At 70.9% G+C, this 23,039-nt stretch carries 23 protein-coding genes; 5 read left to right on the top strand and 18 right to left on the bottom strand.

The window, feature by feature from the left end:
• Positions 1–110: 110 nt before the first annotated feature.
• On the bottom strand, positions 111–296 hold the full coding sequence (locus ABZU75_RS10390; protein ID WP_355551620.1) for a hypothetical protein: 186 nt from the start codon (positions 294–296) through the stop codon (positions 111–113).
• A 108-nt stretch (positions 297–404) separates the two neighbouring features.
• Positions 405–2,039 (bottom strand): ribosomal protection-like ABC-F family protein, encoded by a 1,635-nt coding sequence (gene abc-f / locus ABZU75_RS10385; protein WP_355551616.1) that lies wholly within the window; start codon positions 2,037–2,039, stop codon positions 405–407.
• Positions 2,040–2,341: 302 nt separating this feature from the next.
• Here abc-f and nagA point away from each other — a divergent pair, with 302 nt between their 5' ends.
• Positions 2,342–3,478 carry an N-acetylglucosamine-6-phosphate deacetylase gene (gene nagA / locus ABZU75_RS10380; protein ID WP_350911453.1) on the top strand — a complete coding sequence of 379 codons (1,137 nt, stop codon included), beginning with the start codon at positions 2,342–2,344 and terminating at the stop codon, positions 3,476–3,478.
• Between the two features lie 180 nt (positions 3,479–3,658).
• On the opposite strand, the gene ABZU75_RS10375 is transcribed toward nagA, so the two are convergent.
• Together ABZU75_RS10375 and guaB are read right to left on the bottom strand one after the other, a co-directional pair.
• On the bottom strand, positions 3,659–4,777 hold the full coding sequence (locus tag ABZU75_RS10375) for a GuaB3 family IMP dehydrogenase-related protein (RefSeq protein ID WP_355551611.1): 1,119 nt from the start codon (positions 4,775–4,777) through the stop codon (positions 3,659–3,661).
• A 72-nt stretch (positions 4,778–4,849) separates the two neighbouring features.
• Positions 4,850–6,331 (bottom strand): IMP dehydrogenase, encoded by a 1,482-nt coding sequence (gene guaB, locus ABZU75_RS10370; RefSeq protein WP_355551608.1) that lies wholly within the window; start codon positions 6,329–6,331, stop codon positions 4,850–4,852.
• A gap of 293 nt (positions 6,332–6,624) precedes the next feature.
• Between guaB and ABZU75_RS10365 the strand changes: the two genes are divergently transcribed.
• Positions 6,625–7,002, top strand: coding sequence for a DUF5319 family protein (locus ABZU75_RS10365; protein ID WP_030912798.1), 378 nt, complete (start codon positions 6,625–6,627; stop codon positions 7,000–7,002).
• 55 nt (positions 7,003–7,057) lie between these two features.
• Here ABZU75_RS10365 and ABZU75_RS10360 read toward each other — a convergent pair whose 3' ends face one another.
• From ABZU75_RS10360 to groES, 4 genes are all read right to left on the bottom strand, one after another.
• Positions 7,058–7,201: a hypothetical protein gene (locus ABZU75_RS10360; protein WP_355551604.1), complete on the bottom strand. Its 144-nt coding sequence runs from the start codon at positions 7,199–7,201 to the stop codon at positions 7,058–7,060.
• 142 nt (positions 7,202–7,343) lie between these two features.
• On the bottom strand, positions 7,344–7,982 hold the full coding sequence (locus ABZU75_RS10355) for a sigma-70 family RNA polymerase sigma factor (RefSeq protein ID WP_030912801.1): 639 nt from the start codon (positions 7,980–7,982) through the stop codon (positions 7,344–7,346).
• A 273-nt stretch (positions 7,983–8,255) separates the two neighbouring features.
• Positions 8,256–9,878, bottom strand: coding sequence for a chaperonin GroEL (gene groL / locus ABZU75_RS10350; RefSeq protein ID WP_355551600.1), 1,623 nt, complete (start codon positions 9,876–9,878; stop codon positions 8,256–8,258).
• Positions 9,879–9,968: 90 nt separating this feature from the next.
• Positions 9,969–10,280, bottom strand: coding sequence for a co-chaperone GroES (groES, locus tag ABZU75_RS10345; RefSeq protein ID WP_030912806.1), 312 nt, complete (start codon positions 10,278–10,280; stop codon positions 9,969–9,971).
• 242 nt (positions 10,281–10,522) lie between these two features.
• On the opposite strand from groES, the gene ABZU75_RS10340 reads away from it, so the two are divergent.
• Together ABZU75_RS10340 and ABZU75_RS10335 are read left to right on the top strand one after the other, a co-directional pair.
• Positions 10,523–11,689: a class I SAM-dependent methyltransferase gene (locus ABZU75_RS10340; protein WP_355551595.1), complete on the top strand. Its 1,167-nt coding sequence runs from the start codon at positions 10,523–10,525 to the stop codon at positions 11,687–11,689.
• 192 nt (positions 11,690–11,881) lie between these two features.
• A complete protein-coding gene (locus ABZU75_RS10335; RefSeq protein ID WP_355551592.1) occupies positions 11,882–13,141 on the top strand; it encodes a hypothetical protein in 1,260 nt (419 codons plus the stop codon).
• Between the two features lie 92 nt (positions 13,142–13,233).
• Here the strand turns inward: ABZU75_RS10335 and ABZU75_RS10330 are convergent, their stop codons facing one another.
• Complete coding sequence (locus ABZU75_RS10330) at positions 13,234–13,761, bottom strand: MarR family transcriptional regulator (protein ID WP_355551589.1); 528 nt, start codon at positions 13,759–13,761, stop codon at positions 13,234–13,236.
• A 107-nt stretch (positions 13,762–13,868) separates the two neighbouring features.
• Here ABZU75_RS10330 and ABZU75_RS10325 point away from each other — a divergent pair, with 107 nt between their 5' ends.
• Positions 13,869–14,927 (top strand): alkene reductase, encoded by a 1,059-nt coding sequence (locus ABZU75_RS10325; RefSeq protein ID WP_355551586.1) that lies wholly within the window; start codon positions 13,869–13,871, stop codon positions 14,925–14,927.
• A gap of 93 nt (positions 14,928–15,020) precedes the next feature.
• On the opposite strand, the gene tsaD is transcribed toward ABZU75_RS10325, so the two are convergent.
• From tsaD to ABZU75_RS10280, 9 genes are all read right to left on the bottom strand, one after another.
• On the bottom strand, positions 15,021–16,052 hold the full coding sequence (gene tsaD / locus ABZU75_RS10320; RefSeq protein WP_355551583.1) for a tRNA (adenosine(37)-N6)-threonylcarbamoyltransferase complex transferase subunit TsaD: 1,032 nt from the start codon (positions 16,050–16,052) through the stop codon (positions 15,021–15,023).
• The gene (gene rimI, locus ABZU75_RS10315; protein ID WP_350911433.1) at positions 16,045–16,497 is read right to left on the bottom strand and encodes a ribosomal protein S18-alanine N-acetyltransferase; all 453 of its coding nucleotides are present in this window, start codon (positions 16,495–16,497) and stop codon (positions 16,045–16,047) included. Before rimI ends, tsaD begins: the two co-directional genes overlap by 8 nt.
• Positions 16,494–17,177 (bottom strand): tRNA (adenosine(37)-N6)-threonylcarbamoyltransferase complex dimerization subunit type 1 TsaB, encoded by a 684-nt coding sequence (gene tsaB / locus ABZU75_RS10310; RefSeq protein ID WP_355551578.1) that lies wholly within the window; start codon positions 17,175–17,177, stop codon positions 16,494–16,496. The genes rimI and tsaB overlap by 4 nt, the downstream gene beginning before the upstream one ends.
• 116 nt (positions 17,178–17,293) lie before the next feature.
• Positions 17,294–17,848: a class F sortase gene (locus ABZU75_RS10305; RefSeq protein WP_355551575.1), complete on the bottom strand. Its 555-nt coding sequence runs from the start codon at positions 17,846–17,848 to the stop codon at positions 17,294–17,296.
• A 6-nt stretch (positions 17,849–17,854) separates the two neighbouring features.
• Positions 17,855–18,532, bottom strand: coding sequence for a hypothetical protein (locus ABZU75_RS10300; protein ID WP_355551572.1), 678 nt, complete (start codon positions 18,530–18,532; stop codon positions 17,855–17,857).
• A gap of 169 nt (positions 18,533–18,701) precedes the next feature.
• Positions 18,702–19,127, bottom strand: a complete 426-nt coding sequence (gene tsaE, locus ABZU75_RS10295) for a tRNA (adenosine(37)-N6)-threonylcarbamoyltransferase complex ATPase subunit type 1 TsaE (RefSeq protein ID WP_350911963.1) — start codon at positions 19,125–19,127, stop codon at positions 18,702–18,704.
• A 68-nt stretch (positions 19,128–19,195) separates the two neighbouring features.
• Positions 19,196–20,272: an alpha/beta hydrolase gene (locus ABZU75_RS10290; RefSeq protein ID WP_355551569.1), complete on the bottom strand. Its 1,077-nt coding sequence runs from the start codon at positions 20,270–20,272 to the stop codon at positions 19,196–19,198.
• 20 nt (positions 20,273–20,292) lie between these two features.
• Positions 20,293–21,420, bottom strand: coding sequence for an alanine racemase (alr, locus tag ABZU75_RS10285; RefSeq protein WP_355551566.1), 1,128 nt, complete (start codon positions 21,418–21,420; stop codon positions 20,293–20,295).
• Positions 21,417–23,030, bottom strand: coding sequence for an NAD(P)H-hydrate dehydratase (locus ABZU75_RS10280; RefSeq protein WP_355551563.1), 1,614 nt, complete (start codon positions 23,028–23,030; stop codon positions 21,417–21,419). Before ABZU75_RS10280 ends, alr begins: the two co-directional genes overlap by 4 nt.
• Positions 23,031–23,039 lie beyond the last annotated feature (9 nt).

The following is a 23,039-nucleotide window of genomic DNA, read 5'->3' as shown; positions in this document are numbered from 1 at the left end:
CTCTCCCGGCTCACCGGCGATGGACGCCAGGGGGTAACCCCGGGGCCCGGGGCATCGACCCCAGCCCCCGCGTACGGTGCCGTGCGGGCACAACCGGCGCGCTACCGCCCTCACAAGGGTTCCCGCACCCGGGCGACGGGCGCGCCGGCCCTGTGCCGTCCTGAACTCGAATTGCGACCGCCGGCCAGAGCCTTGAAGATCAGCCGTCCGGCGTACAGGTTGGTGATCTTGATGATCCTGCGCGGAGGCAGGGCTCGCCGGCCCCGGATCAGATCGGCCCGATAGGGCCGGAGCATGCGGCGACGCGACCGAGATGGCAGCTTGGGACGTGGGAGGTGTCCTCGAAGCCCGCGTGACCATCGGCCTCGGTGACAGCGGTTCACCACCCAGCCCGAGACGTCACCTCACACGTCAGGGGCGCCCGTTTCGAGCAGGCGGCCCTCGGACAGGCGTAGCCAGCGGTTCACGCCGATCTCGGCGAGGAACCGCTCGTCATGGCTGACCACCACGAAGGCGCCCTCGTACGAACGCAGGGCGCCTTCCAGCTGGGCGACGCTGACCAGGTCGAGGTTGTTGGTCGGCTCGTCCAGCAGCAGCAGCCGGGGCGCCGGTTCGGCGCACAGGACGCAGGCCAGGGTGGCGCGCAGCCGCTCACCGCCGGACAGCACCCCGACCGGGAGATGAACGCGGGAGCCCCGGAACAGGAAGCGGGCGAGCAGGTTCATCCGCTCCGCCTCCGGCAGTCCCGGCGCGAACGCGGCCAGGTTCTCCGCCACGGTGCGGTCCAGGTCCAGCAGGTCCAGCCGCTGGGACAGGTAGGCGACCCGGCCGTCGGCCCGCTTGGTCCCGCCGCCCTCCGACTCCAGCTCACCGTTGATCACCCGCAGCAGGGTGGACTTGCCGGCGCCGTTGGGGCCGGTCAGCGCGATCCGCTCGGGTCCCTGGATCGTCAGGTCGGCCCCCTGCCCGGCGAAGAGGGCCCGCTCACCGTGGCGGACCTGCATCCGCTCGCCGAGGAAGACCATACGGCCGGCCGGGACGTTGGTCCCGGGCAGCTCCAGCGAGATCCTCTGCTCGTCGCGCAGGGCGCGGCCCGCCTCGTCGAGCCGGGCCCTGGCCCCGCTGACCCGCGCGGCGTGCGTCTCGTCCGCCTTCCCCGCCGACTCCTGGGCGTTCCGCTTCATCCTGCCGGAGACGATCTTCGGCAGGCCGGCGTCCTTGAGAGTGCGGGCGGCGTTGCCGGCCCGGCGCGCGGCCCGCTCGCGGGCCTGCTGCATCTCCCGCTTCTCCCGTTTGACCTCCTGCTCGGCATTGCGGACGTTCTTCTCGGCGACCTCCCGTGCGGCGCGCACGGCCTCCTCGTAGAAGGTGAAGTTCCCGCCGTAGGAGCGGATCTCACCCCGGTCGAGCTCGGCGATGCGGTCCATCCGGTCGAGCAGTGCCCGGTCGTGGCTGACCAGCAGCAGGCAGCCGTTCCAGTCGGCGAGCACGTCGTAGAGCCTTCTGCGCGCGTCGAGGTCGAGGTTGTTGGTCGGCTCGTCGAGCAGCAGCACGTCGGGCCGCTTCAGCAGCTGTGCCGCCAGGCCGAGGGAGACGACCTGGCCACCGCTGAGGGTGTGCAGGCGCCGGGTGAGGGAGACGTCCCCGAGGCCGAGCCGGTCCAGCTGGGCGCGGGTGCGCTCCTCGATGTCCCAGTCGTCGCCGACGGTGGTGAAGTGCTCCTCGCTCGCGTCCCCGGACTCGATGGCGTCCAGCGCGCTGATCACCGGGGCGATCCCCAGGACCTCGGCCACGGTCAGGTCGCCGACCAGGGGAAGCGTCTGGGGCAGGTAGCCCGGCATCCCCCGTACCGTGACCGAGCCGGTGGTCGGGCGAAGTTCACCGGCGATCAGCCTGAGCAGCGTGCTCTTGCCGGCGCCGTTGGGCGCCACCAGGCCGGTGTGTCCGGCGGGGACGGTGAACGAGAGGTCCTCGAACACCGGGGTGTCGTCGGGCCAGGAAAAGGACAGGTTGGAAACCACGATCAGGGCGTCGGACATCGAATCGCTTCCGCGTTCGGCCGGCACGGTGAGGACCGCCCGGCGAAATGGTCAGGACACGAAGACATCACCGATCGGCGGCCCCGCGATGGGCGCGTCACCGATGGCGATGCGATCCGGTATCACCCGGAGATGTCTTCTTCGCCTGCCATGTCATGCTCCGTTCCGCCATTACTGACCGACTACCTTATCAGCGGAGAGCCTTTCTCTCATCGTCAATAAATCAGGGGCCCGGCGAACCGACGGCACCCCACGGTCGCGTCGGGGGCGGCTTCTTCCGGGAACCCGAGAGGATGGGGACCATGAGCATCACACTCGCTGACGCACGCATCGTGACCCCCGAAGGTGTCCACGGGGGCTGGCTCACCATTGAAGACGGCCGCATCACGCATGTGGGCCAGGGCTCCGCGCCGGGGCCAGGACTCGGGCTGGGCGGCCGGTATGTCGTGCCGGGTTTCGTGGACATCCACAACCACGGCGGGGCGGGCGGTTCCTTTCCCACCGGCGACCCGGAGCAGGCGAGCCGGGCCATCGAGCTGCACGCCCGGCACGGCACCACCACGCTGATGGCCAGCCTGGTCACCGCCTCCCTTGACGACCTGGCCGGGGCCGCCGCCGCCCTCGCCGACCTGTGCGAGGACGGCCTGCTGGCCGGGATCCATTTCGAGGGCCCCTACATCTCCGCAGCCCGGTGCGGCGCGCACAACCCGGCGCTGCTCCGCGACCCCTCGCCCCAGGAGCTCGCCGGACTGATCAAGGCCGGGCGCGGCCACGTGCGGATGGTCACCATCGCCGCCGAACTGCCCGGCGCGCTGGACACCGTACGGGAGGCGACGGCGAGCGGCGTGATCGCCGCCCTCGGCCACAGCGACGCCACCTACACCCAGACGATCGCCGGGATAGCGGCGGGCGGCAGCGTCGCGACCCATCTCTACAACGCGATGCCGCCGCTGCACCACCGCGACCCGGGGCCGATCGCCGCACTGCTCCAGGACGAGCGCGTCACGGTCGAGCTGATCAACGACGGCGTGCACCTGCACCCGGCCATGACCCGCCTGGCCTTCGAGGTCGCCGGTCCCGGCAGGACCGCGCTGATCACCGACGCGATGGCGGCGGCCGGGATGGGCGACGGCGTCTACGGGCTCGGCCCGATGAAGGTGGACGTGGTGGACGGGGTGGCCCGGCTGGCCGAGGGCGGCGCCATCGCCGGCAGCACCCTGACCATGGACGTCGCGTTCCGGCGGGCCGTGCGCGAGGTGGGCCTGTCGCTGGCCGAGGCGTCCGAGATCGCCTCCCTGACCCCCGCCAGGGTGCTCGGCCTCGCCGACCGCCTGGGGTCCGTCTCGGTCGGCAAGCAGGCCGACCTGGTGGTGCTCACCGAGGAGCTGGAGGTCTCCGGCGTGATGCGCAGGGGCACCTGGATCGTCGAGCCCCGCTGAATCCCCCACCGCCCGGGTCCGTCCGGCCGGCGGGCCGGACCCGCCGGGTGGGCCGGATCTGCCCGGCAGGCCGGGTGCGGTCCCCCGGCCTCGGCCGCGGGAAGGAGATCATCTCGGCGACCGGTGACACCTGAGAAACGGCGAACGCCCGGCCACCGGGCCGGGCGTTCGCGCGAGATCTCAGCCGGCCTGCGGGGCGACGACCACCTCGACCCGCTGGAACTCCTTGAGGTCGGAGTATCCGGCGGTGGCCATCGTGCGCCTGAGCGCGCCCATCAGGTTCATCGAACCGTCGGCCACCGAGGAGGGGCCGTGCAGGATCTGCTCCAGCGTGCCGATCGTGCCGAACTCGACCCGCTTGCCCCTGGGCAGCTCGGGGTGCTGCGCCTCCGACCCCCAGTGGAAGCCCTGGCCGGGGGCCTCGACGGCCCTCGCCAGCGGCGAGCCGACCATGACCGCGTCCGCGCCCACCGCGATCGCCTTGGCGATGTCGCCGGAGGTGCCCATGCCGCCGTCGGCGATGACGTGGACGTAACGGCCGCCGGACTCGTCCATGTAGTCGCGGCGGGCGGCGGCCACGTCGGAGATCGCGGTGGCCATCGGCACCGCCACGCCCAGCACCGTGCGGGTGGTGTGCGAGGCGCCGCCGCCGAAGCCGACGAGCACCCCGGCCGCGCCGGTCCGCATCAGGTGCAGCGCCGCGGTGTAGGTGGCGCACCCCCCGACGACCACGGGGACGTCGAGCTCGTAGATGAACTGCTTGAGGTTGAGCGGCTCGGCCCTGCCGGAGACGTGCTCGGCGGAGACCGTGGTGCCGCGGATCACGAAGATGTCCACGCCCGCGTCGATGACCGCCTTGTGGTACTGGACCGTGCGCTGCGGGGAGAGCCGGACCGCCGTGGCCACCCCGGCCGCGCGGATCTCCTCGATGCGGCGGCCGATCAGCTCTTCCTTGATCGGCGCGTTGTAGATCTCCTGCAGCCGCCTGGTGGCGGGCTCTCCCTTGAGCTCGGCCACCTCCTGCAGCAGCGGCATCGGGTCCTCGTACCGGGTCCACAGCCCTTCGAGGTCGAGCACGGCGAGACCGCCGAGCCTGCCGACCTCGATGGCGGTCTTCGGCGAGACCACGCTGTCCATCGGGCTCACCACGACGGGCAGCTCGAAGCGGTAGGCGTCGATCTGCCAGGCGATCGAGACCTCCTCCGGGTCGCGGGTACGACGGGACGGAACGATGCCGATATCGTCGAGCGCGTAGGCACGACGGCCGTTCTTGCCGCGGCCGATCTCCACCTGAGTCATATGTCTGTCTTTTCCGTTCCGTGGCGTGCATGGCGCACGCCACGTTTTCACGCGTGCGCGGTACGCGCCGCTCTAGCGACCGTGGTAGTTGGGGGCCTCGACCGTCATCTGGATGTCGTGCGGGTGGCTCTCCTTGAGGCCCGCCGACGTGATCGGCATCAGCTCGCACCGTACGTGCATCTCGGGGATCGTGCGGCATCCGGAATACCACATGCCCTGGCGCAGGCCGCCGACGAGCTGGTGGGCCACCGCGGCGACCGGGCCGCGGTAGGGGACCTGCCCCTCGATGCCCTCGGGGATGAACTTGTCCTCGGCGCCGACATCGGCCTGGGCGTAGCGGTCCTTGCTGAACGAGGCGCCGCCGCGCTCACGGTTGCGGACCGCGCCGAGCGAGCCCATCCCCCGGTACGACTTGAACTGCTTGCCGTTGATGAAGATCAATTCGCCCGGGGACTCCTCGCAGCCCGCCAGGAGCGATCCGAGCATGACCGAGTCGGCCCCGGCCGCGATGGCCTTGACGATGTCACCCGAATACTGCAGGCCGCCGTCGCCGATCACCGGAACCCCTGCCGGGCCCGCGGCGAGGGACGCCTCGTGGATGGCCGTCACCTGCGGGGCACCGACGCCGGCGACCACCCGGGTGGTGCAGATGGAGCCGGGCCCGACACCGACCTTGACCGCGTCGACCCCCGCGTCGACCAGCATCTGGGCACCCGCACGGGTGGCGATGTTGCCACCGATCACGTCGACCCTGCTGTTGGCCTTGATCTTGGCGATCATGTCGGCGAGGCCCTTGGAGTGGCCGTGCGCGACGTCCACCACGATCACGTCGACCCCGGCCTCGATCAGCGCGCTCGCCCGCTTCTCCGCGTCACCGCCGACGCCGACGGCCGCCCCCACGACGAGCCGGCCGTTGGCGTCCTTGGTCGAGAGCGGGTACTTCTCGCTCTTGGTGAAGTCCTTGACGGTGATGAGCCCGCGCAGCCGCCCCCCGGCGTCGACCAGCGGGAGCTTCTCGATCTTGTTCTTCCTGAGCAGGTCGAACGCGTCGTCGGTGGAGACCCCGACCGGCGCGGTGACCAGCGGCATCGGGGTCATGACCTCGCGCACCGGACGGCTGTGGTCGCTCTCGAAGCGCATGTCACGGTTGGTGACGATGCCGACGAGCACGCCGCTCGCGTCGGTCACCGGCACGCCGGAGATCCGGTAGGTGGCGCAGAGTCGCTCGACATCGGCGAGCGTCTCGTCGGGAGAGCAGGTGACCGGGTTGGTGACCATCCCGGCCTCGGAGCGCTTGACGAGGTCGGCCTGCTGGGCCTGGTCCTCGATCGACAGGTTGCGGTGCAGGACGCCGATGCCGCCCTGGCGCGCCATCGCCACCGCCATGCGGGCCTCGGTCACCGTGTCCATCGCCGCGGAGATCAGCGGGATCCGCAGGGTGATGCCCCGCGACAGCCGCGTGGTGGTCTCGGCCTCCCCGGGTTGCAGGTCCGAATACGCGGGCACCAGCAGCACGTCGTCGAACGTGAGCCCCCGATCGGTGAACTTGGCCATCTGCAACCCTCCTGCCACGGCGCTCTCATGAAGGGGAAAGGCGCCGACCCCCGGGTCACAGTTTAGAGTCTGGCGCCAAACCTGGTGGACCCGGGGGAAAAGCCAGAGGCCCGGATCTCCCACCGGAGTCGCATACTGGTAAGCAGCCGGGTTTCCGGTACGGGCCGGAGATCTTCAGGTTCCCGCTTCCAGGACCTCCCGGCCACCGCGGTCGCCTGCCCGTACCGCCCCGGACCGTCATACTCGTGCCGGTTCGGGGTCTGTTTATCACATCCAGGCCATAAGGTGGGATCGTGCTCGACGATGTCCCTCGCGACCCGTTCGCGGATGACCCCGACGACCCGGCGGCGGCGCTGGGCGATCCCGACGATCCCGAGCCGTTGACCACGGACGAGCGCGACGAGGCCATGACCGACCTCGCCGACGTGGAGGTTTTCCGCTCACTGCTGGAGCCCCAGGGCGTGCTCGGCCTGGTGCTCGACTGTCCCGAATGCGGGGAGCAGCACTACTTCGACTGGGAGTTGCTGCGCGGCAACCTGCGCCAGATGATCGAAAACGGCCAGCCCCAGGTGCACGAGCCCGCCTACCAGCCCAACCCCACCGACTATGTGAGCTGGGAGTACGCCCGAGGCTACGTGGACGGTGTGATCGACACCGAGGAACACCACTGATCCACGTCGCCGGTTACCCCGGTCCGCCCACCGTGAGCCGTGAACACGCCCGGGATCAGCCGGACTGCGTGATCGACGCCGGGGAACACCGCTGATCCACGTCGTCGATCAAGGCGGCCAGCAGGGCGACCGCGGCGTCCGACGTGGAGACGGGCGTCCTGCGCGAGAGCGCCTCCACCAGGGCGTCGGTCTCGGCCACGGCCGGATCCTCGTCCGGCCCGTATCTTCGAGCCGGACGTCGCGGGTGAACCGTTGTCATGATCGTTCTCGCTCCGGGTCGTCGCGAGCCCCGTCCCGCGGTTCGGGCTTTCGCTCGCGGCCCCTGCTCGACAGCTCGGCGGTCAAGCTATCGACTCCAGCTCCGCCATCGCTCGTAGCCGGGCCAGCGCCCTGTGCTGGGCGACCCGGACCGCACCTGGTGACATGCCGAGTACATTACCGGTCTCCTCGGCGGAAAGGCCCGACACCACTCGGAGCATGAGAAGCTCGCGCTGGTTGTCCGGCAGCCTCGACAGCAGCCGTCGTGCGTGTTCGGCCTCGATGTAGCGCACCACGGTCTCCTCGGGCCCCGGCCCCTCGTCGGGCCCGTCAGGAAGGTCCTGGGTGGGCACGGCGGACCGTACGGAGCTGCGCAGCGCGTCGGCCACCTTGTGCGACGCGATGCCGAAGACGAAGGACGCGAACGGGCGCCCCATGTCACGGTAACGGGGCAGCGCGGACAGCACCGCGATACATACTTCCTGGGCCACGTCGTCCGCGATGTGATACTGACCGGAAACCCGGCCCAGACGACCACGGCAATAACGGACGACCATCGGCCGCAGTTGCGCGATCAGAGATTCGATCGCGGTGCGATCCCCCTGAACGGCGAGGCTCGTCAGATCCTTGAGATCGTCCCTATGGACGCCCCCTTCGGACCTCGTCGCAAGCCTCACCCCATTTTTGGCGTCGGCGACGCATCCCTCGGTCACGTTAGGCATGATGCCCGCCCTGATAGTGCCTGTCGTCATGGCAAACGGCTACGGATTGGTCACATTGAGGCGGCGATAACGGTGCGTAATCACACAGTGACCACGACGACTACGCTATGTGCAAATATTTCATTCGATTGCCAAATACATCGACTATTCGGAGGAACCGCGTTTGCCCTTACGAGTGACGCGCCATGACGCGGTGCGGGCACATTTGGTTTACCGCAAAACGCGAACGGCTCGCGCCTCCGGGGAGACGCGAGCCGTTCGGAACCGGTGAGATCAGTGACCGTGGCCGTGGCCGTGGCCCTGACCGGCGGCGGCCGGAGCCTCCTCCTCGGGCTTGTCCACCACGAGCGCCTCGGTCGTCAGCAGCATGCCGGCGATGGAGGCCGCGTTCTGGACGGCCGAGCGGGTGACCTTGACCGGGTCGATGACACCCTGGGCGATCAGGTCGCCGTACTCGCCGGTGGCGGCGTTGAGGCCGTGGCCGACGGGCAGGTCGGCGACCTTGAAGGTCACCACGTAGCCTTCGAGGCCGGCGTTCTCCGCGATCCAGCGGGCCGGCTCGACGAGCGCCTTGCGGACGATGGCGACACCGGTCGCCTCGTCGCCGGTCAGGCCCAGGTCGTCGAGGACCTTGGAGACGTGCACGAGCGCGGAGCCACCGCCGGAGACGATGCCCTCCTCGATCGCCGCCCGGGTCGCCGAGATGGCGTCCTCCAGGCGGTGCTTCTTCTCCTTCAGCTCCACCTCGGTGGCCGCGCCGACCTTCAGCACGCAGACACCGCCGGAGAGCTTGGCGAGACGCTCCTGGAGCTTCTCACGGTCCCAGTCGGAGTCGGACTGCTCGATGGCGAGCTTGATCTCCTTGACCCGGTCGGCGATCGCCGAGGCCTCGCCGGCACCGTCGACGACGGTGGTGGAGTCCTTGGTGATGACGACGCGCCGGGCGGTGCCCAGCACCTCCAGGCCGACGTGCTCCAGCTTGAGGCCGATCTCCTCGCTGACCACCTGGCCACCGGTGAGGATGGCGATGTCCTGCAGCATGGCCTTGCGGCGGTCACCGAAGCCCGGCGCCTTGACGGCGACGGAGGTGAAGGTGCCACGGATCTTGTTCGTGACGAGAACCGCGAGGGCCTCGCCCTCGACGTCCTCGGCGATGACCAGCAGGGCCCTCTTCGTCTGCGCGATCTTCTCGAGCAGCGGCAGGAAGTCGGCGACAGAGGAGATCTTGTTCTGGGTGATCAGGATGTAGGGGTCCTCCAGGACCGCCTCCATGCGCTCCTGGTCGGTCACCATGTAGGGCGACAGGTAGCCCTTGTCGAACTGGAGACCCTCGGTGAACTCGAGCTCCAGGCCCATGCTGTTGGACTCTTCGACGGTGATGACACCGTCCTTGCCCACCTTGTCGAACGCCTCGGCGATCAGCTCGCCGATCTTGGCGTCCTGCGCGGAGATCGTCGCCACATTCGCGATCTCCTTCTTGTCCTCGACCGGGCGGGCCGACTCGATCAGCCTGTCGCTGACGGTCTTGGCCGCGATGTCGATGCCGCGCTTGAGGGAGAGCGGCTGGGCACCGGCGGCCACGTTGCGCAGGCCCTCGCGGACCATGGCCTGGGCCAGGACGGTCGCGGTGGTGGTGCCGTCACCGGCGACGTCGTTGGTCTTGGTCGCCACTTCCTTGGCCAGCTGCGCGCCAAGGTTCTCGTACGGCGCCTCAAGCTCGACCTCGCGGGCGATGGTGACACCGTCGTTGGTGATGGTCGGCGCACCGAACTTCTTGTCGATGACGACATTGCGGCCACGCGGGCCCAGCGTCACCTTGACCGCGTCCGCGAGAGCGTTCACGCCGCGCTCGAGAGCTCGGCGCGCGTCCTCCTCGAACGACAGGATCTTCGGCATGACAGTCCTCTCTATAAGTACGTCGGCGCATCAAAGCCCCGGGCGCTCTCGCGACCCGGGGCTCGATACGTCATCTTTGTGAAGCGAGAACTACTTCTCGATGATGGCGAGCACGTCACGGGCGGAGAGCACGAGGTACTCCTCGCCGTTGTACTTCACCTCGGTGCCGCCGTACTTGCTGTAGAGGACCACGTCGCCCTCCTTGACGTCGAGCGGAATCCGCTTCTCGCCCTCGTCGTCCCAGTTGCCCGGACCCACCGCGAGGACCTTGCCCTCCTGCGGCTTCTCCTTGGCGGTGTCCGGGATGACCAGACCGGAAGCGGTGGTCTGCTCGGCCTCAAGCGGCTGGACCACAATGCGGTCGCCAAGCGGCTTAACGGGAACCTTGGTGGCGGTCGTCACGTCGGACCTCCCCTTCAGATTTGAATGATCTAGAAGAGGCGACCAGCGGTCTGCCGTCGCGGGTGTCAGACCTGCCTCGTCGCATGTATTTGGCACTCTCACCGGGAGAGTGCCAATACGGAACAGTATGCAAGGAGGGCTTGACAGTCAACACGGAGCGCCCGTCTGCGCTTCGGGCGAACGTCAAACCAGGTGGAAGCCCCTCGCGAAGCCCCACGGTGAAGGCGGTAGCGTCGGGTGGTGTGAATCTCGACGCATTCCGCGAACTCCTGACCCCGCGCGGCCAGGAGGCGCTGGGCGCGGCGGCCGAGGCCATCGGCGACGACCCGGTGGCGGCGGTGACAAGGTTAAGAAAGATCTACGACGCGGACCTGACCTCGGCGGCGCTCACCCAGGCCGAACTCAGGCTGCGCGCGAGGGAGAAGTTCGGCGCCGACGCCGATCTCATGTACTTCACCCGGCCCGGCCTGGAGCAGGCCACCCGCCGCGAGGTGGCCGACCACCGGGCGCGACGCGTCCCCGCGGGTTCCCGGGTCGCCGACGTCTGCTGCGGTATCGGCGGAGACCTCCTCGCCCTGGCCAGGGCCGGATGCGTCGTCGAGGCGGTCGACGCCGATCCGCTCACCGCCGCGATCGCGGCGGCCAACGCCGCCGCCCTGGGCTTCGGCGACCGGGTCTCGGTCCGCGCCGCCGACGCCTCCACCCTGGACCCGGCCGCCTTCGACGTCCTGTTCGCCGACCCCGCGCGCCGTACCGCGCGGGGCAGGACCTTCGACCCGATGGCCTACTCGCCCGCCTGGCCCGCCGTACTGGAGATGGTGGCCAGGGCCGGGGCCGCCTGCCTGAAGGTCGCCCCCGGGATCCCGTACGAGTTCGTCCCCGCCGGGGCGGAGGCCGAATGGGTCTCCTACCGGGGCGACGTCAAGGAGGCCGTGATCTGGTGCGGCACACTGGCGGGCGAGACGGCACGCAGGGCCACGATCCTGCCGTCGGGCGCCACGATGACGCCCGACCCCACCCTCGGCGATCCCGGCACCGGCCCGGCGGGCCGCTACATCTACGAGCCTGACGGCGCGGCGATCCGCGCCCACCTGGTCGCCGAGATCGCCGCGTCGGTCGGCGGGCGCCTGCTCGACCCGCAGATCGCCTACATCACCGGCGACGTCGCGGCGCCGACGCCGTGGGCGTCGCGGTACGAGGTCCACGAGACGCTGCCGTTCTCGCTCAAGCGGCTGCGGGCGGCGCTCCGCGAGCGCGGGGCCGGCAATGTGACGATCAAGAAACGTGGCTCCGCGGTGGATGTCGACCGTCTCAGGAAAGACCTCCGGCTGCCCGGAGGTGAATCCGCGACGGTCATTCTCACCCGAATAGGTGACAGGCCATTTGCTTTCATATGCAGCCCCAGCTGACCAGCCAAAATGGTCGATTATTCCAGCAAGCCGACAATTCCTGTCTTTTAACCTCGCCCCTGGAAAACCTTGATCCAGAGGCTAAGGTTGCCGGGCGGGAGTTCTCTCTCGCCTCCGATTTCATCCCATTCATCGGCAGAACCGACCCAATCCAACCGCGCGGCTGAGCGTCGGCGAGCGAAGGAGCTCTCGGTGGATCACTCTGACCACGCCCTGCTCCAGGCGGGCAGCCAGACCGCCATCTCCGACCGGATGCGTGAGCTCCTCGCCCGGGCGGCCCAGGACCACGTCTACGAGCAGCGGACCCAGGGTGCCGTGCTCGACGAGATCCGGCAGCGCCTGGAGGGCATGGAGTGGCTGCTGCGCGAGGTCAGGGAGCGCGAGATCGGCGGGCTGAACGGCACGCTCGAGTCCGTCAACGGGCGCCTGGACGACATCGCCGCCCGCCCGCCCTCCTGGGCCGAGGGCCTGGCCCAGCACGTCGAGGCGGTCCGCGACCATGTCGACGCCGTCGGCGAGCGGGTCGAGTCCTTCGGCAGGCGGGTCGACGCCGTCCGCGACCGGGTCACCCCCCTCGGCGAGCTGCCGAGCCTGTGGACCGATCTCGGCACCGTGGGCGAGAGCGTGGACGAGGCGCTCACCCGCCTCCGGGCGATCTCCGACGGCACCCAGGGCATCGACGAGCAGGTGCGGCAGCTGGCCGAGCACCTCGGCCGGCTCCAGGCCGACATGGGCATCGCGGCGCACCGGTTCGGCCGCCTGGACAGGGCGCTGGCCGACCTCTCCCAGCGCGCCGGGCGCATCGAGGCGGGGATGCTCGGCCTGTCCGCGAGCGTCCAGCAGGCGGTCGGCACGGCCGCCGACCGGGTGCTCGCCGCCGTCGAGCAGGTCAACGGCAGGGTCGAGCGGGTGGGGGCCGGGGTCGATCTGGTGGTGCCCAGGATCGACGAGCGCGCCGCCGCCGTGGAGAGCCGCGTCGACCGGCTGAACGGCCATCGCATGGCGGCGGGTGGCCGTTTCGACACCCTCGACGAGCGCCTCGACGACATCGAGGGCCGCCTCACCGGCCGGATGGACGTCATCGACTCCCGCCTGTCCACCCTGGACGGCCGGGCGGAGAAGTCCGGTGAGCGCCTGGAGAGCCTGGACGAGCGCCTTGAGGCGCTGCCCTCCGTCCTCGGCGTCGGTATCGGCGTCAGCGCGCTCATCGGCGCCCAGACCGACGAGCAGCGCGAGCGCTTCGACTCCCTGGACGAGCGCGTCATCCGGGCCGAGGCCGCGCTGGCACCGCTGACCGAGATGCTCCGCGCCCAGCCCGACCGCGACCAGCTCTCCGACGCCCTGAGCGAGACCGTGGAGCCCGCGCACGCGGACCTCACCCGCCGGCTGGGCGCCCTGGAGGAGACCATGCTGGCCCTGGCCGAGGCACTGCTCCGCCCCACCAGGGACTGACCGGAGCCCTCCCAGGCAGGGGCCCGTGCGCGGGACTCCCACACGCCCTGACCGGTCCGGGTCCGCTCCTTGCCGATCCCGTACCGGTGCCGTCAGCCGGTCCGAGCGGCGTCGAGGGCCTGGTCCCCGGCCGGGTCCCGCGCACCCGCCTCGCGGCACAGGTTGCCCCTGACCACGCCGAGCAGGGACGTCAGCTCCTCCGTCTGCTCCTCCGTCAGCCCCCGGGTCATCCGGCGGTGCATCTCGGTGAGGACCCGGTCCACCTCGGGGCGGAGCGCGTGCCCCCTGGGCGTGATCTCGACGATGCTGATCCGCCGATTGGCCAGGTCTGGCCTGCGGCTGACGAAGCCGCTGCGCTCCAGGCGCTGCAGGGTCTTGGTCATGGTGGACACGTCGATGCCGACGATCCTCGCCAGCGCGTTCTGCGACTGGGGGCCGTTGTCCCACAGGGCGCCCAGCACGCGCTCCTGGCCCGGGTAGAGGTCGATCTCCCCGAGAAGGCTGGCGAGCAGGACCCGGTGGCCTCGGGCGGCGTAGGCCATCAGGCAGTTGAGGTCGGCGTCGTACTCGCCGCACCCCTTGGTCGCTTCGCATCCCTCGTCGAACAGCGGCTCCGCCATGTTCAGGTCCTTCCGTCCCCTCCGAGACTACCGCTTGCATGTTGGCCGACCAAGTTGTAGAACTGCTTATTGGCTAGCCAAGTTGGCCAGCCAAGAAGGGAATCGTCATGCCGTTCTCACCGTTCACGCTGGCCGGCCTCCAGCTGCCCAACCGCCTGGTCATGGCACCCATGACCCGCTCGCGGTCCTACGTCGACGGGATCCCCTCGTCGCTGACCGCCCTCTACTACGCCCAGCGCGCCTCCGCGGGCCTGATCATCACCGAGGGGGTGCAACCCAGCCAGGCCGGAAAGGGGTACATGAACACCCCGGGCCTGCACACCGACGAGCAGGTGGCGGGGTGGCGGGAGGTCACCGACGCCGTCCACGCGGCGGGCGGCAGGATCTTCGCCCAGATCATGCACTCCGGCCGGATCGGCCACCCCGACAACACCGGCGCGCTGCCCATCGGGCCGTCCGTCGTACGACCGGCGGGTCAGATCTTCACACCCAACGGCCTGCAGGACTACCCCGCGCCCCGGGAGCTGACGACCGCCGAGGCGGAGACCACCATCCAGGACTTCGCGGACGCCGCCGCCCGCGCCGTGGACGCGGGCTTCGACGGGGTCGAGCTGCACGGCGCCAACGGCTATCTCATCCACCAGTTCCTGTCGCAGAACGCCAACCTGCGCGAGGACCGCTTCGGCGGCTCGGTGGACAACAGGATCCGCTTCGGCGTGGAGACCGCGCGGGCGGTCGCCGACCGGATCGGCTCGTCCAAGGTCGGCATTCGGATCTCACCCGGCAACGGCGCCGGGGACCTGGTCGAGGAGGACCGGCACGAGGTCTACCCGGCACTGGTCTCCGAGCTCGCCGGGCTCGACCTGGCCTACCTGCACCTGGGGGTGAACGGTTCGGACGACCTCAGCCTGGAGATCCGCAAGTCCTGGCCGAACACCCTCATCGTCAACGACGCGTCGATAGGCGACCCGGCCGCCAGGGTCTCGCACTCGCTGGAGCGCGGCGCCGACCTGGTCTCGCTGGGCGCGTCGTTCCTGGCCAATCCCGACCTGCCGGTCCGCCTCCGCCTCGGCGCCGAGCTCAACCAGGCCGACTTCAGCTCGGCCTTCGGCGGCGACCACCGCGGCTACACCGACTACCCGGTGCTGGCCCTGCACTCCGCGTAGGAGCGGCACCACAGCGCCTCGAAGAGCCCGGAGAGCCGCCGCCCACGGGGGCGCGGCGGCCCGGGGCGGAGCCCCGCGACGGCCGTGAGCCCGCTACACGTGGACCGTGGTGACGGGCAGCGAGGAGTCGGCGGGAATGTCCAGCGGCGACGGCTCGACACCTGCCGCCACCAGATCGGAGCCCAGCGCCGCCACCATGGCACCGTTGTCCGTGCACAGCCCGGGACTGGGCACCCGGAGCCGGACCCCGGCCGCCTCGCAGCGCTCCTGCGCCATCGCCCTCAGCCGGGAGTTGGCCGCCACCCCGCCGCCGATCAGCAGGTCACCGACACCGTACTTGGCACACGCACGCAGGGCCTTGCGGGTCAGCACGTCGACGACGGCCTCCTGGAAGGACGCCGCCACGTCGGGCACGTGGATCGACTCACCCGTCTTCTCCCTGGCCTCCACCCACCGGGCCACGGCGGTCTTCAGGCCGGAGAAGGAGAAGTCGAGCGTCCCGTCGTCGTACTTGCCGCGCGGGAACGCGATGGCCGCGCCGGAGCCGTCGCGGGCCACCCTGTCGATGTGCGGCCCGCCGGGGAAGGGCAGGCCGAGCACCCTGGCCACCTTGTCGAACGCCTCGCCCGCGGCGTCGTCCACGGTGGACCCCAGCGAGATGACGTCCCTCGCGACATCGGGCACCAGCAGCAGGGACGAGTGCCCGCCGGAGACCAGCATGGCGATACACGGCTTGGGCAGGGCTCCGTGCTCCAGCTGGTCCACCGCGACGTGGGCCGCCAGGTGGTTGACGCCGTACAGCGGCACGCCCAGACCCAGCGAGTACGCCTTGGCGGCGGCGACGCCGACGAGCAGCGCGCCGGACAGACCCGGCCCGGCGGTGACCGCGATCGCGTCGATGTCCGCGAGGCGCAGGCCCGCCCGTTCCAGTGCCCGCTCGACGGTCGGGGTCATCGCCTCCAGGTGCGCCCTGGAGGCGACCTCGGGCACCACCCCGCCGAAACGGGCGTGCTGCTCGACGCTGGAGGCGATGGCGTTGGCCAGCATGGTGTGCCCCCGGACGATTCCCACTCCCGTCTCGTCACAGGAGGTCTCGATGCCCAGGACCACCGGTTCGTCACGCATGGAGATCCTTTCTCATCATGATCGCGTCGGTGCCGTCATCGTAGTAGCGGAGGCGCATGCCGATCCGCTCGAACCCGAACCTGTCATAGACCGCCTGCGCGCCCGGGTTGTCGGCGCGCACCTCAAGGAAGACCGAGACCGCGCCCCTGCGCTCGGCCTCGGTCAGCAGCTCGGTCAGCAGGGCACCGCCGATGCCGTTCCGGCGCCACTCGGCCAGGACCGCGATGGTCTGCACGTCGGCCTGGTCCCCCGCCGCGGCGAGGCCCGCGTAGCCGACGATCGCGTCCTCGGCCAGGGCCACCACGTAGTGCCTGGTCCTCGGCTGGTCGTCGAGTTCGCCGCGGAGCATGCCCTCGCTCCAGGCGTCGGCGGGAAAGGTCCTGCGCTCGATCTCCATGACCGCGGGCAGGTCGTCGAAGGTCATCTGACGGAGCACCGTCGTCATGCGGAGACCTTCTTGGGCGCCGAGGGCACCCGGGCGTCGGGACGGCGCAGATAGATCGGGTGGGGCAGGCCGAGCACTGGGTGGGTGCCGCTCTCGACGACCGCGTGGACGCCCGGCTCGCCGAGTTGCTCGGCGGCCAGTGCCGCCAGCGCGCCCGCGTGGGGATACTCCGGCGCGTCCAGCAGCCGGGAGGCCCCGACGACCTCGGCGTACATCCGCGCGCCCGCGCCGACCAGCGGGAGCTCCCCCGGCAGGTCCTGGGGCCGGTCCACCGCGGGGCCGGACAGCCGGGTGCGCATCTCCTGGTAGTGCCCCCAGAACACCTCCTTGCGCCGGGCGTCGGTGGCCACCAGGAACGGCTCGGTCAGCCCGCTGCCGTAGGCGAGCGCGTCGAGCGTGCACACGCCGTACGCCGGGACGCCCAGTGACGTCGCGAGGGCCTGGGCGGTCACCAGGCCGACCCGGAGCCCGGTGTAGGGGCCGGGGCCGGAGCCCGCGACGACCGCCGTGACGTCGCGGAGCGAGGCTCCGGCCTCACTCAGGACCGTCTCGATCGTGGGTACGAGCAGCTCGCCGTGACGGCGCGCGTCGACCGTCGTCGACTCGGCGAGGACCCTCGCACCGTCGTGCAGCGCTGCTGTGACGGCGGGGGTTGCGGTGTCAAAGGCCAGGACCAGCACGAACAGTTAGCCTAGTCCTTCCGGGGAGGGCTCAGGAGCGCCGCCCTGGTGGGGTGGCCCGCCGCGTCCCCGTCCGAGCCCTGTACGGGGCCCGCGCGGGCCCCGGGCAGCTGGGCTCAGGTCTTGACCAGGGTGGCGTAGACGATGAGGTTGTCGCGATATTCGTGGTTGTCCCAGTCGAAGGTCCCGCCGCAGGTGATGAGCCGCAGGCCGTCCTCAAGGTAGACCTTGTCGGCGGGGAACCGGCTCTTGCTGATCTGCTCGATCGTGTCCACCCGGTACTGGGCGACCTTGCCGTCGCTGCGCACCACCTTGATGACCTGTCCCTCCCGCATCTCCTTGAGCTTGTAGAAGACGGCGGGCGCGGTCTTGGTGTCCACGTGCCCGAGGATCACCGCGGAACCCTCGTCCCCGGGGACCGCGCTGTCCTTGACCCAGCCCGCGGTGTTCGGCTTCTCGTACGGCGGCAGTTCGATCCGGCCGTCCTTCACGCCGAGCTTCATCAGGGGCGCCTTGATACCCAGGGACGGGATGTCGATGCGGCTGGGCACGATCGAGGCCCGGACCGGCGGCTTCTCCTCACCGCCGTCCCTGCTGTTGAGCGCGACCATGACGGCACCGGTGACGACTCCGGCCAGGATGATCCTGGACCAGCGGGTGGAATCGGCCATCGGGGACTACGAGCGGCGGCGACGCACGACCGCGATGCCGATGCCACCGGCCAGGGCGAGGGCGAGCAGGACGCCCGTCGTGCCGATCGGCCCGCCCGAGTCGGCGGGGCCTCCCGCCGCGGTGCCGCCGCCGCCCGTGCCCGGTGCCTCGGTGCTGATGATCGTTCTGGTCGGCTTGGAAGTGGGCTTGGACGTCGGGCTGGAGCTCGGCTCGGTGTCGGCCACGATCCTGAGGTTGGTCTTGCCCGTGTCGTTGGTCCCCTCGCACCTGGCGTTGACCTCGTAGACACCGGCGGCCACGCCGTCGGCGACGGTGGCCTGGCCGCGGACCCACGGGCGCGGCGTCGGGCTGGCGGTGTTCGCGGGGGCCGGCGTGGGCGTCGCGAGGATCGGGTCGAGGGTCACCGGGGTGCGGAAGATCCGGGATGACGCGGTGCCGCGGTGCTCGGGACCCCCCTGCGGGATCGGGCAGTTCGCCAGGACCCACACCTTCTGCCCGGCCTTGGCGCGGGCCGGCTGGAGCTGGACCTCGATGTCCTGCCGGCTGATGCCGGAATCAGGCGGGGTGGGGGTGGGGGTGGCCGTCGGGCTGCCTGAGTTGGCCTCCGCCGAACACCCGACCAGCCCGACCATCCCGAAAAGAACGATGGCTCCCGCAACCGCGACACGCTTGACGCTTGGCACCGTCGAACTCCACTTCGCCCTCCGGCCGACGACCCTCGCCCGGCACGATGTCCCACCTGTTCCCCATTAAACATGGGCAAACCCGCCAGAGTCGATCAACGCGCCCGACGATCTAGACCAATGGGGCGGGGTACCAGCCTGTCAGGATTTCCCAGCCCCCGTGGGCAAATCAGATGACACCTTCCCAGCGCGGTCCGACCCCGCGGAGGGTCACGGTCCGTTCCTCACCCGGCTCGCCGGACGCGCCCCTGCCGATGAGGATCTCCAGCCGGTCGTCGGCGAGCCCCTCCACCAGGCCCTCGCCCCACTCCACGACGGTCACCGACTCCTCCAGCGAGGCGTCCAGGTCCAGGTCGTCGACCTCCAGGTCCCCGCCGAGGCGGTAGGCGTCGACGTGGACCAGTGCCGGACCGCCGGAGAGCGAGGGGTGCACCCGGGCGATGACGAAGGTCGGCGAGGTGATCGGTCCGCGTACCTTGAGCCCTTCTGCGATGCCCTGCACCAGGGTCGTCTTGCCCGCGCCGAGCGGGCCCGACAGCACGGCCAGGTCTCCCGGCCGCAACAGCTCGGCCAGCCTCTGGCCCAGCTCCCGCATCTCCTCGGCGGTCGCCACGACTATCACCGGTGCGTCACTCCTGTCACCACTCCCACCCGTGTCCGGGCTCATCGGTTCTCGTCGCCCGCGTCGGTGTCGGCGATCGCCCGCTTGAGCAGGTCGTGCAGCGCGTTGTTGACGAGCGCCGGCCGCTCCAGGTGGACCAGGTGCGAGCTCTCCGGGATCTCGGTGAACCGGGCGCTCGGCAGTGCCGCCGCCATCGCCTTGCTGTGCTCGACGGGGGTGAGCCAGTCCTTGTCACCGACCATGATGGAGGTGGGCACCTCGTCCAGCACACCCAGCGCGCTCAGCTTGTCGTGCGACATCAGCGCCGGGTAGAACTCGGCGATCACCTCGAAAGGGGTGGAACGGATCATCGACTCGACGAAGTCGACGACCGTGGGACTGACGTTCTTGGAATCGCCGAACCCCAGGTGGCGCAGGGCCAGGAAGGCCACGTCATTGCCGACCTGGCGGCTCTTGTCGACCAGCGCGCCACCGCGCCTCAGGATCGACACCGTACCCGGTGTGACCTTGTGCACCGCCTTCGACAGCAGCGCGGGCAGGCCGAGGGAGATCTCGCCGAGCTTGCCGGGGGAGGTGGAGATCAGCGCGACGCCCTTGATCTTGTCGCCGAACAGCTCGGGGTGCCGGTCGGCGAGCGCCATGATCGTCATACCGCCCATGGAGTGGCCGACGAGCACGCACGGGCCCGGCACCAGCGCCTCGACGATCTCGCCCAGGTCGTCGCCGAGCCGGTCGATCGAGCAGTCCTCCGTCGGGATGCGCGGCGATCGCCCGTGGGAGCGCTGGTCCCACAGGACCAGGCGGTAGGCGTCACCCAGATCGCGCCGCTGGTAGTGCCAGGAGTCGAGGTTGAGCGTGTAGCCGTGGCAGAACACCACGGTCAGCGGAGCGTCTTCCCGGCCGTCCACCTCGGCGTACAGCGAAACGCCGTCGGAGGTGGCGACCGTGGTGGGACGGCCCCGGAGCTCTCCAAGCGGCTCGCTCGCCTCCAGGTCGGGGCGGAGTCTGATGCGGCCGACGGCGTACCGCTTGGCGAGGGCCCCGGCGGCCACTCCCGCGGACGCGACACCGACGATCGCGCTCGCGATACCGACCTTGCGCCGTGTGGTAGTACTCATGCGACCCCCTGAGCTCCCTTTTACCGGTAAACGCGTGGGACCCGCGAACCGATCCCGGTCACGATCTCATGCGTGATCGTGCCGAGGGAATCCGCCCATTCCTGGGCGGTCGGCTCGCCCCGCGATCCGTCACCGAACAGGATCACCTCGTCGCCCTCCGCCAGTGGGTCGTCCCCTACGTCGATCATGAACTGGTCCATGCAGACCCGACCGGCGATCCGCCGCCTGCGACCACCCGCCAGCATCTCCGCCAGGTTGGTGGCGCGCCGCGAGATCCCGTCCGCGTACCCGAGCGGGACGAGACCAAGCGTGGTCTCCCGATCCGTGACATACAGGTGGCCGTACGACACACCCGATCCGGCGGGCACCCGCTTGACCAGCGCGACCCGCGCCACGAGCGTCATCACCGGGCGCAGCCCGAAGTCGCCGAGCTCGGGCACGGGGCTCAGCCCGAAGGTCGCGATCCCGGGGCGGACCATGTCGTAGCGCGCCTGTGGCAGCGTCAGGGTGGCCGCCGAGTTGGCGATGTGCCTGATGACGTGGGAGCCTCCGGCGCCCGCCTTCTCCGCGACGGCCAGCGCCTCGTCGAACGCCGTCAGCTGGGCCACGATGGATGGATCTCCCAGAATGTCCGCGCAGGCGAAGTGGGACCAGAGCCCGGCGACCTCGACGGTCCCCTCGGCCTGCCGCCGCAGCGCCCGGTCGAGCAGGTCGGGCCACTCACGCGGCGTCGCACCGCCACGTGACATGCCGGTGTCGGCCTTCAGATGCACCCTGGCCGTCCGGCCGGTCAGGGCCGCGGCGTCGGCGATCGCGTCGACCACCGCGACCGAGCCCGCCGACAGCTCGATTTCGTGCTCGACCGCCTGCGCCAGAGGCTCGCCCGGCGGGAGGATCCACGCCAGGATCGGCGCGGTGATCCCGGCGGCCCGCAACTGGAGGGCCTCGCGGACGTAGGCGGTGCCCAGCCGCCCGGCACCGCCCTCCAGGCAACCTCGCGCGGCGGGGACCAGCCCGTGCCCGTAGGCGTCGGCCTTGACCACCGCCATCATCTCGGCGCCGGGGGCGTGGCTCCCGAGCAGCGCCAGATTCTCGCGGATCGCCGAGAGGTCCACCCGTGCCTCGGCGGGCGTCATCGGGAAGCTCATCGCTCCAGTTTGGCAGGTGAGCGGCTCTGCCTGAGCCCGTTGGCCAATGACCGCACCGTCTCCGGCAGGGCCTCGGCGACGTCGGAGGCGGCGAGAGGGCCGCGCCGACCGGCGATTCCGTGCAGGTAGGCGGCGCAGGAGGCCGCGTCGTAACCGCTCAGTCCCGCGGCCAGCAGCGCGCCCGCCAGGCCGGCCAGCACGTCGCCGGTGCCGCCGGTCGCGAGCCAGGGACTTCCGGTGGGGTTGATCCTGACCGGCCGCCCTTCCTGCGCGACCAGCGTGGTCGAGCCCTTGAGCAGTACGGTCACGTCCAGCTCGGCCGCCGCCCGCCGTACGTTCTCCAGGCTCCGTGCCTCGATCAGCTCCCTCGGCACCTCCGTCAGGCGGGAGAGCTCGCCGGCGTGCGGGGTGATCAGGACGGGCGCGTCGCGGCGGAGCAGTGACCGCTCCTGGGCCACCAGGGTCAGCGCGTCGGCGTCGACGAGCACGGGGACGTCGTCGGCCAGCACCGAGCGGGCGATGGCGCGCGCCTCGTCGCCGGTGCCGAGCCCGGGACCGAGCACCCACGCCTGCACCCGGCCCACCTCCTCGACGCCCTCGCCGGGGGCGAGCGTGGTGATCACCGCCTCGGGCCAGCGGGCCCGCACCTGGGCCACCGGCTCGGCGACCCCCGCGTAGCGGACCATGCCCACCCCGGCCCGCAGGGCCCCGCCCACCGCCAGCACCGCCGCACCGGTGTAGCGCTCGCTGCCCGCCGCGATCCCGACGACGCCCCGGCGGTACTTGTCGGAGGAGGCACCGGGCCTGGGCAGCAGGGCGGCCACGTCGACGTCCGTCAGCGCGACCGCGTCGGGTTCCGGCAGATGGGGGCCGAGACCGATGTCGACGAGTTCCGTCCGGCCCGCGTGCCCGGCGCCGGGATCCACCAGCAGCCCGGTCTTCCACGCTCCGAACGTGACCGTGGCGTCCGCGCGGACCGCCGCGCCCTCCACCTGGCCGCTGCTCGCGTCCACCCCGCTCGGCAGATCCACCGCGACGACCTCGCCGGGCGCGTCACCCGCGAGCCGGGCCAGGGTCGCGTACGGCTCCCTGAGCGCCCCGGTCCCGCCGATCCCGAGCATCCCGTCCACGATCAGGTCCGCCGCGCCGATCAGGTCGCGGACCGCCCCGCCCACCACCGCGTCACCACCCGTCACACCGTCCCCGGACGCTCCCGCGAGGTTTCCCGCCGCCGGCCCCTCCGAGGCGACCGGCCGGCCGGCCGGGGTGGTCGCGGGGGTCGCGGCTTCGCCGCCGGGCAGGTCGGTCACCCGGCCGCCCGCGCGGCGCAGGGCCTCCAGTCCCGCCTCGTGGACGCGCTTCCCGGCGATGATCGCGTCAACCCCGGCCCCCCTGGCCGCCAGGCGTGCCCCGGCGTAGAGGGTGTCGCCGCCGTTGTCACCGCCGCCGACGAGCAGCACGACGCGGGAACCGTACACGCCGCCGAGCATCCTGGCGCAGACCACCGCGAGCCCGGTGGCCGCCCTCTCCATCAGGGTGCCCTCGGGCAGGGTCGCCATCAGCGCCGCCTCGGCCGCCCTGATCTGGTCGGATGTGTACGCGGTCCGCATTCCACCGAA

The sequence above is a fragment of the Streptosporangium sp. NPDC005286 genome (assembly GCF_040607515.1).
Lineage (GTDB): Bacteria > Actinomycetota > Actinomycetes > Streptosporangiales > Streptosporangiaceae > Streptosporangium.
Note: the sequence above shows the minus strand (reverse complement) of the source record. Positions and strands in the feature narration are given on the sequence as shown.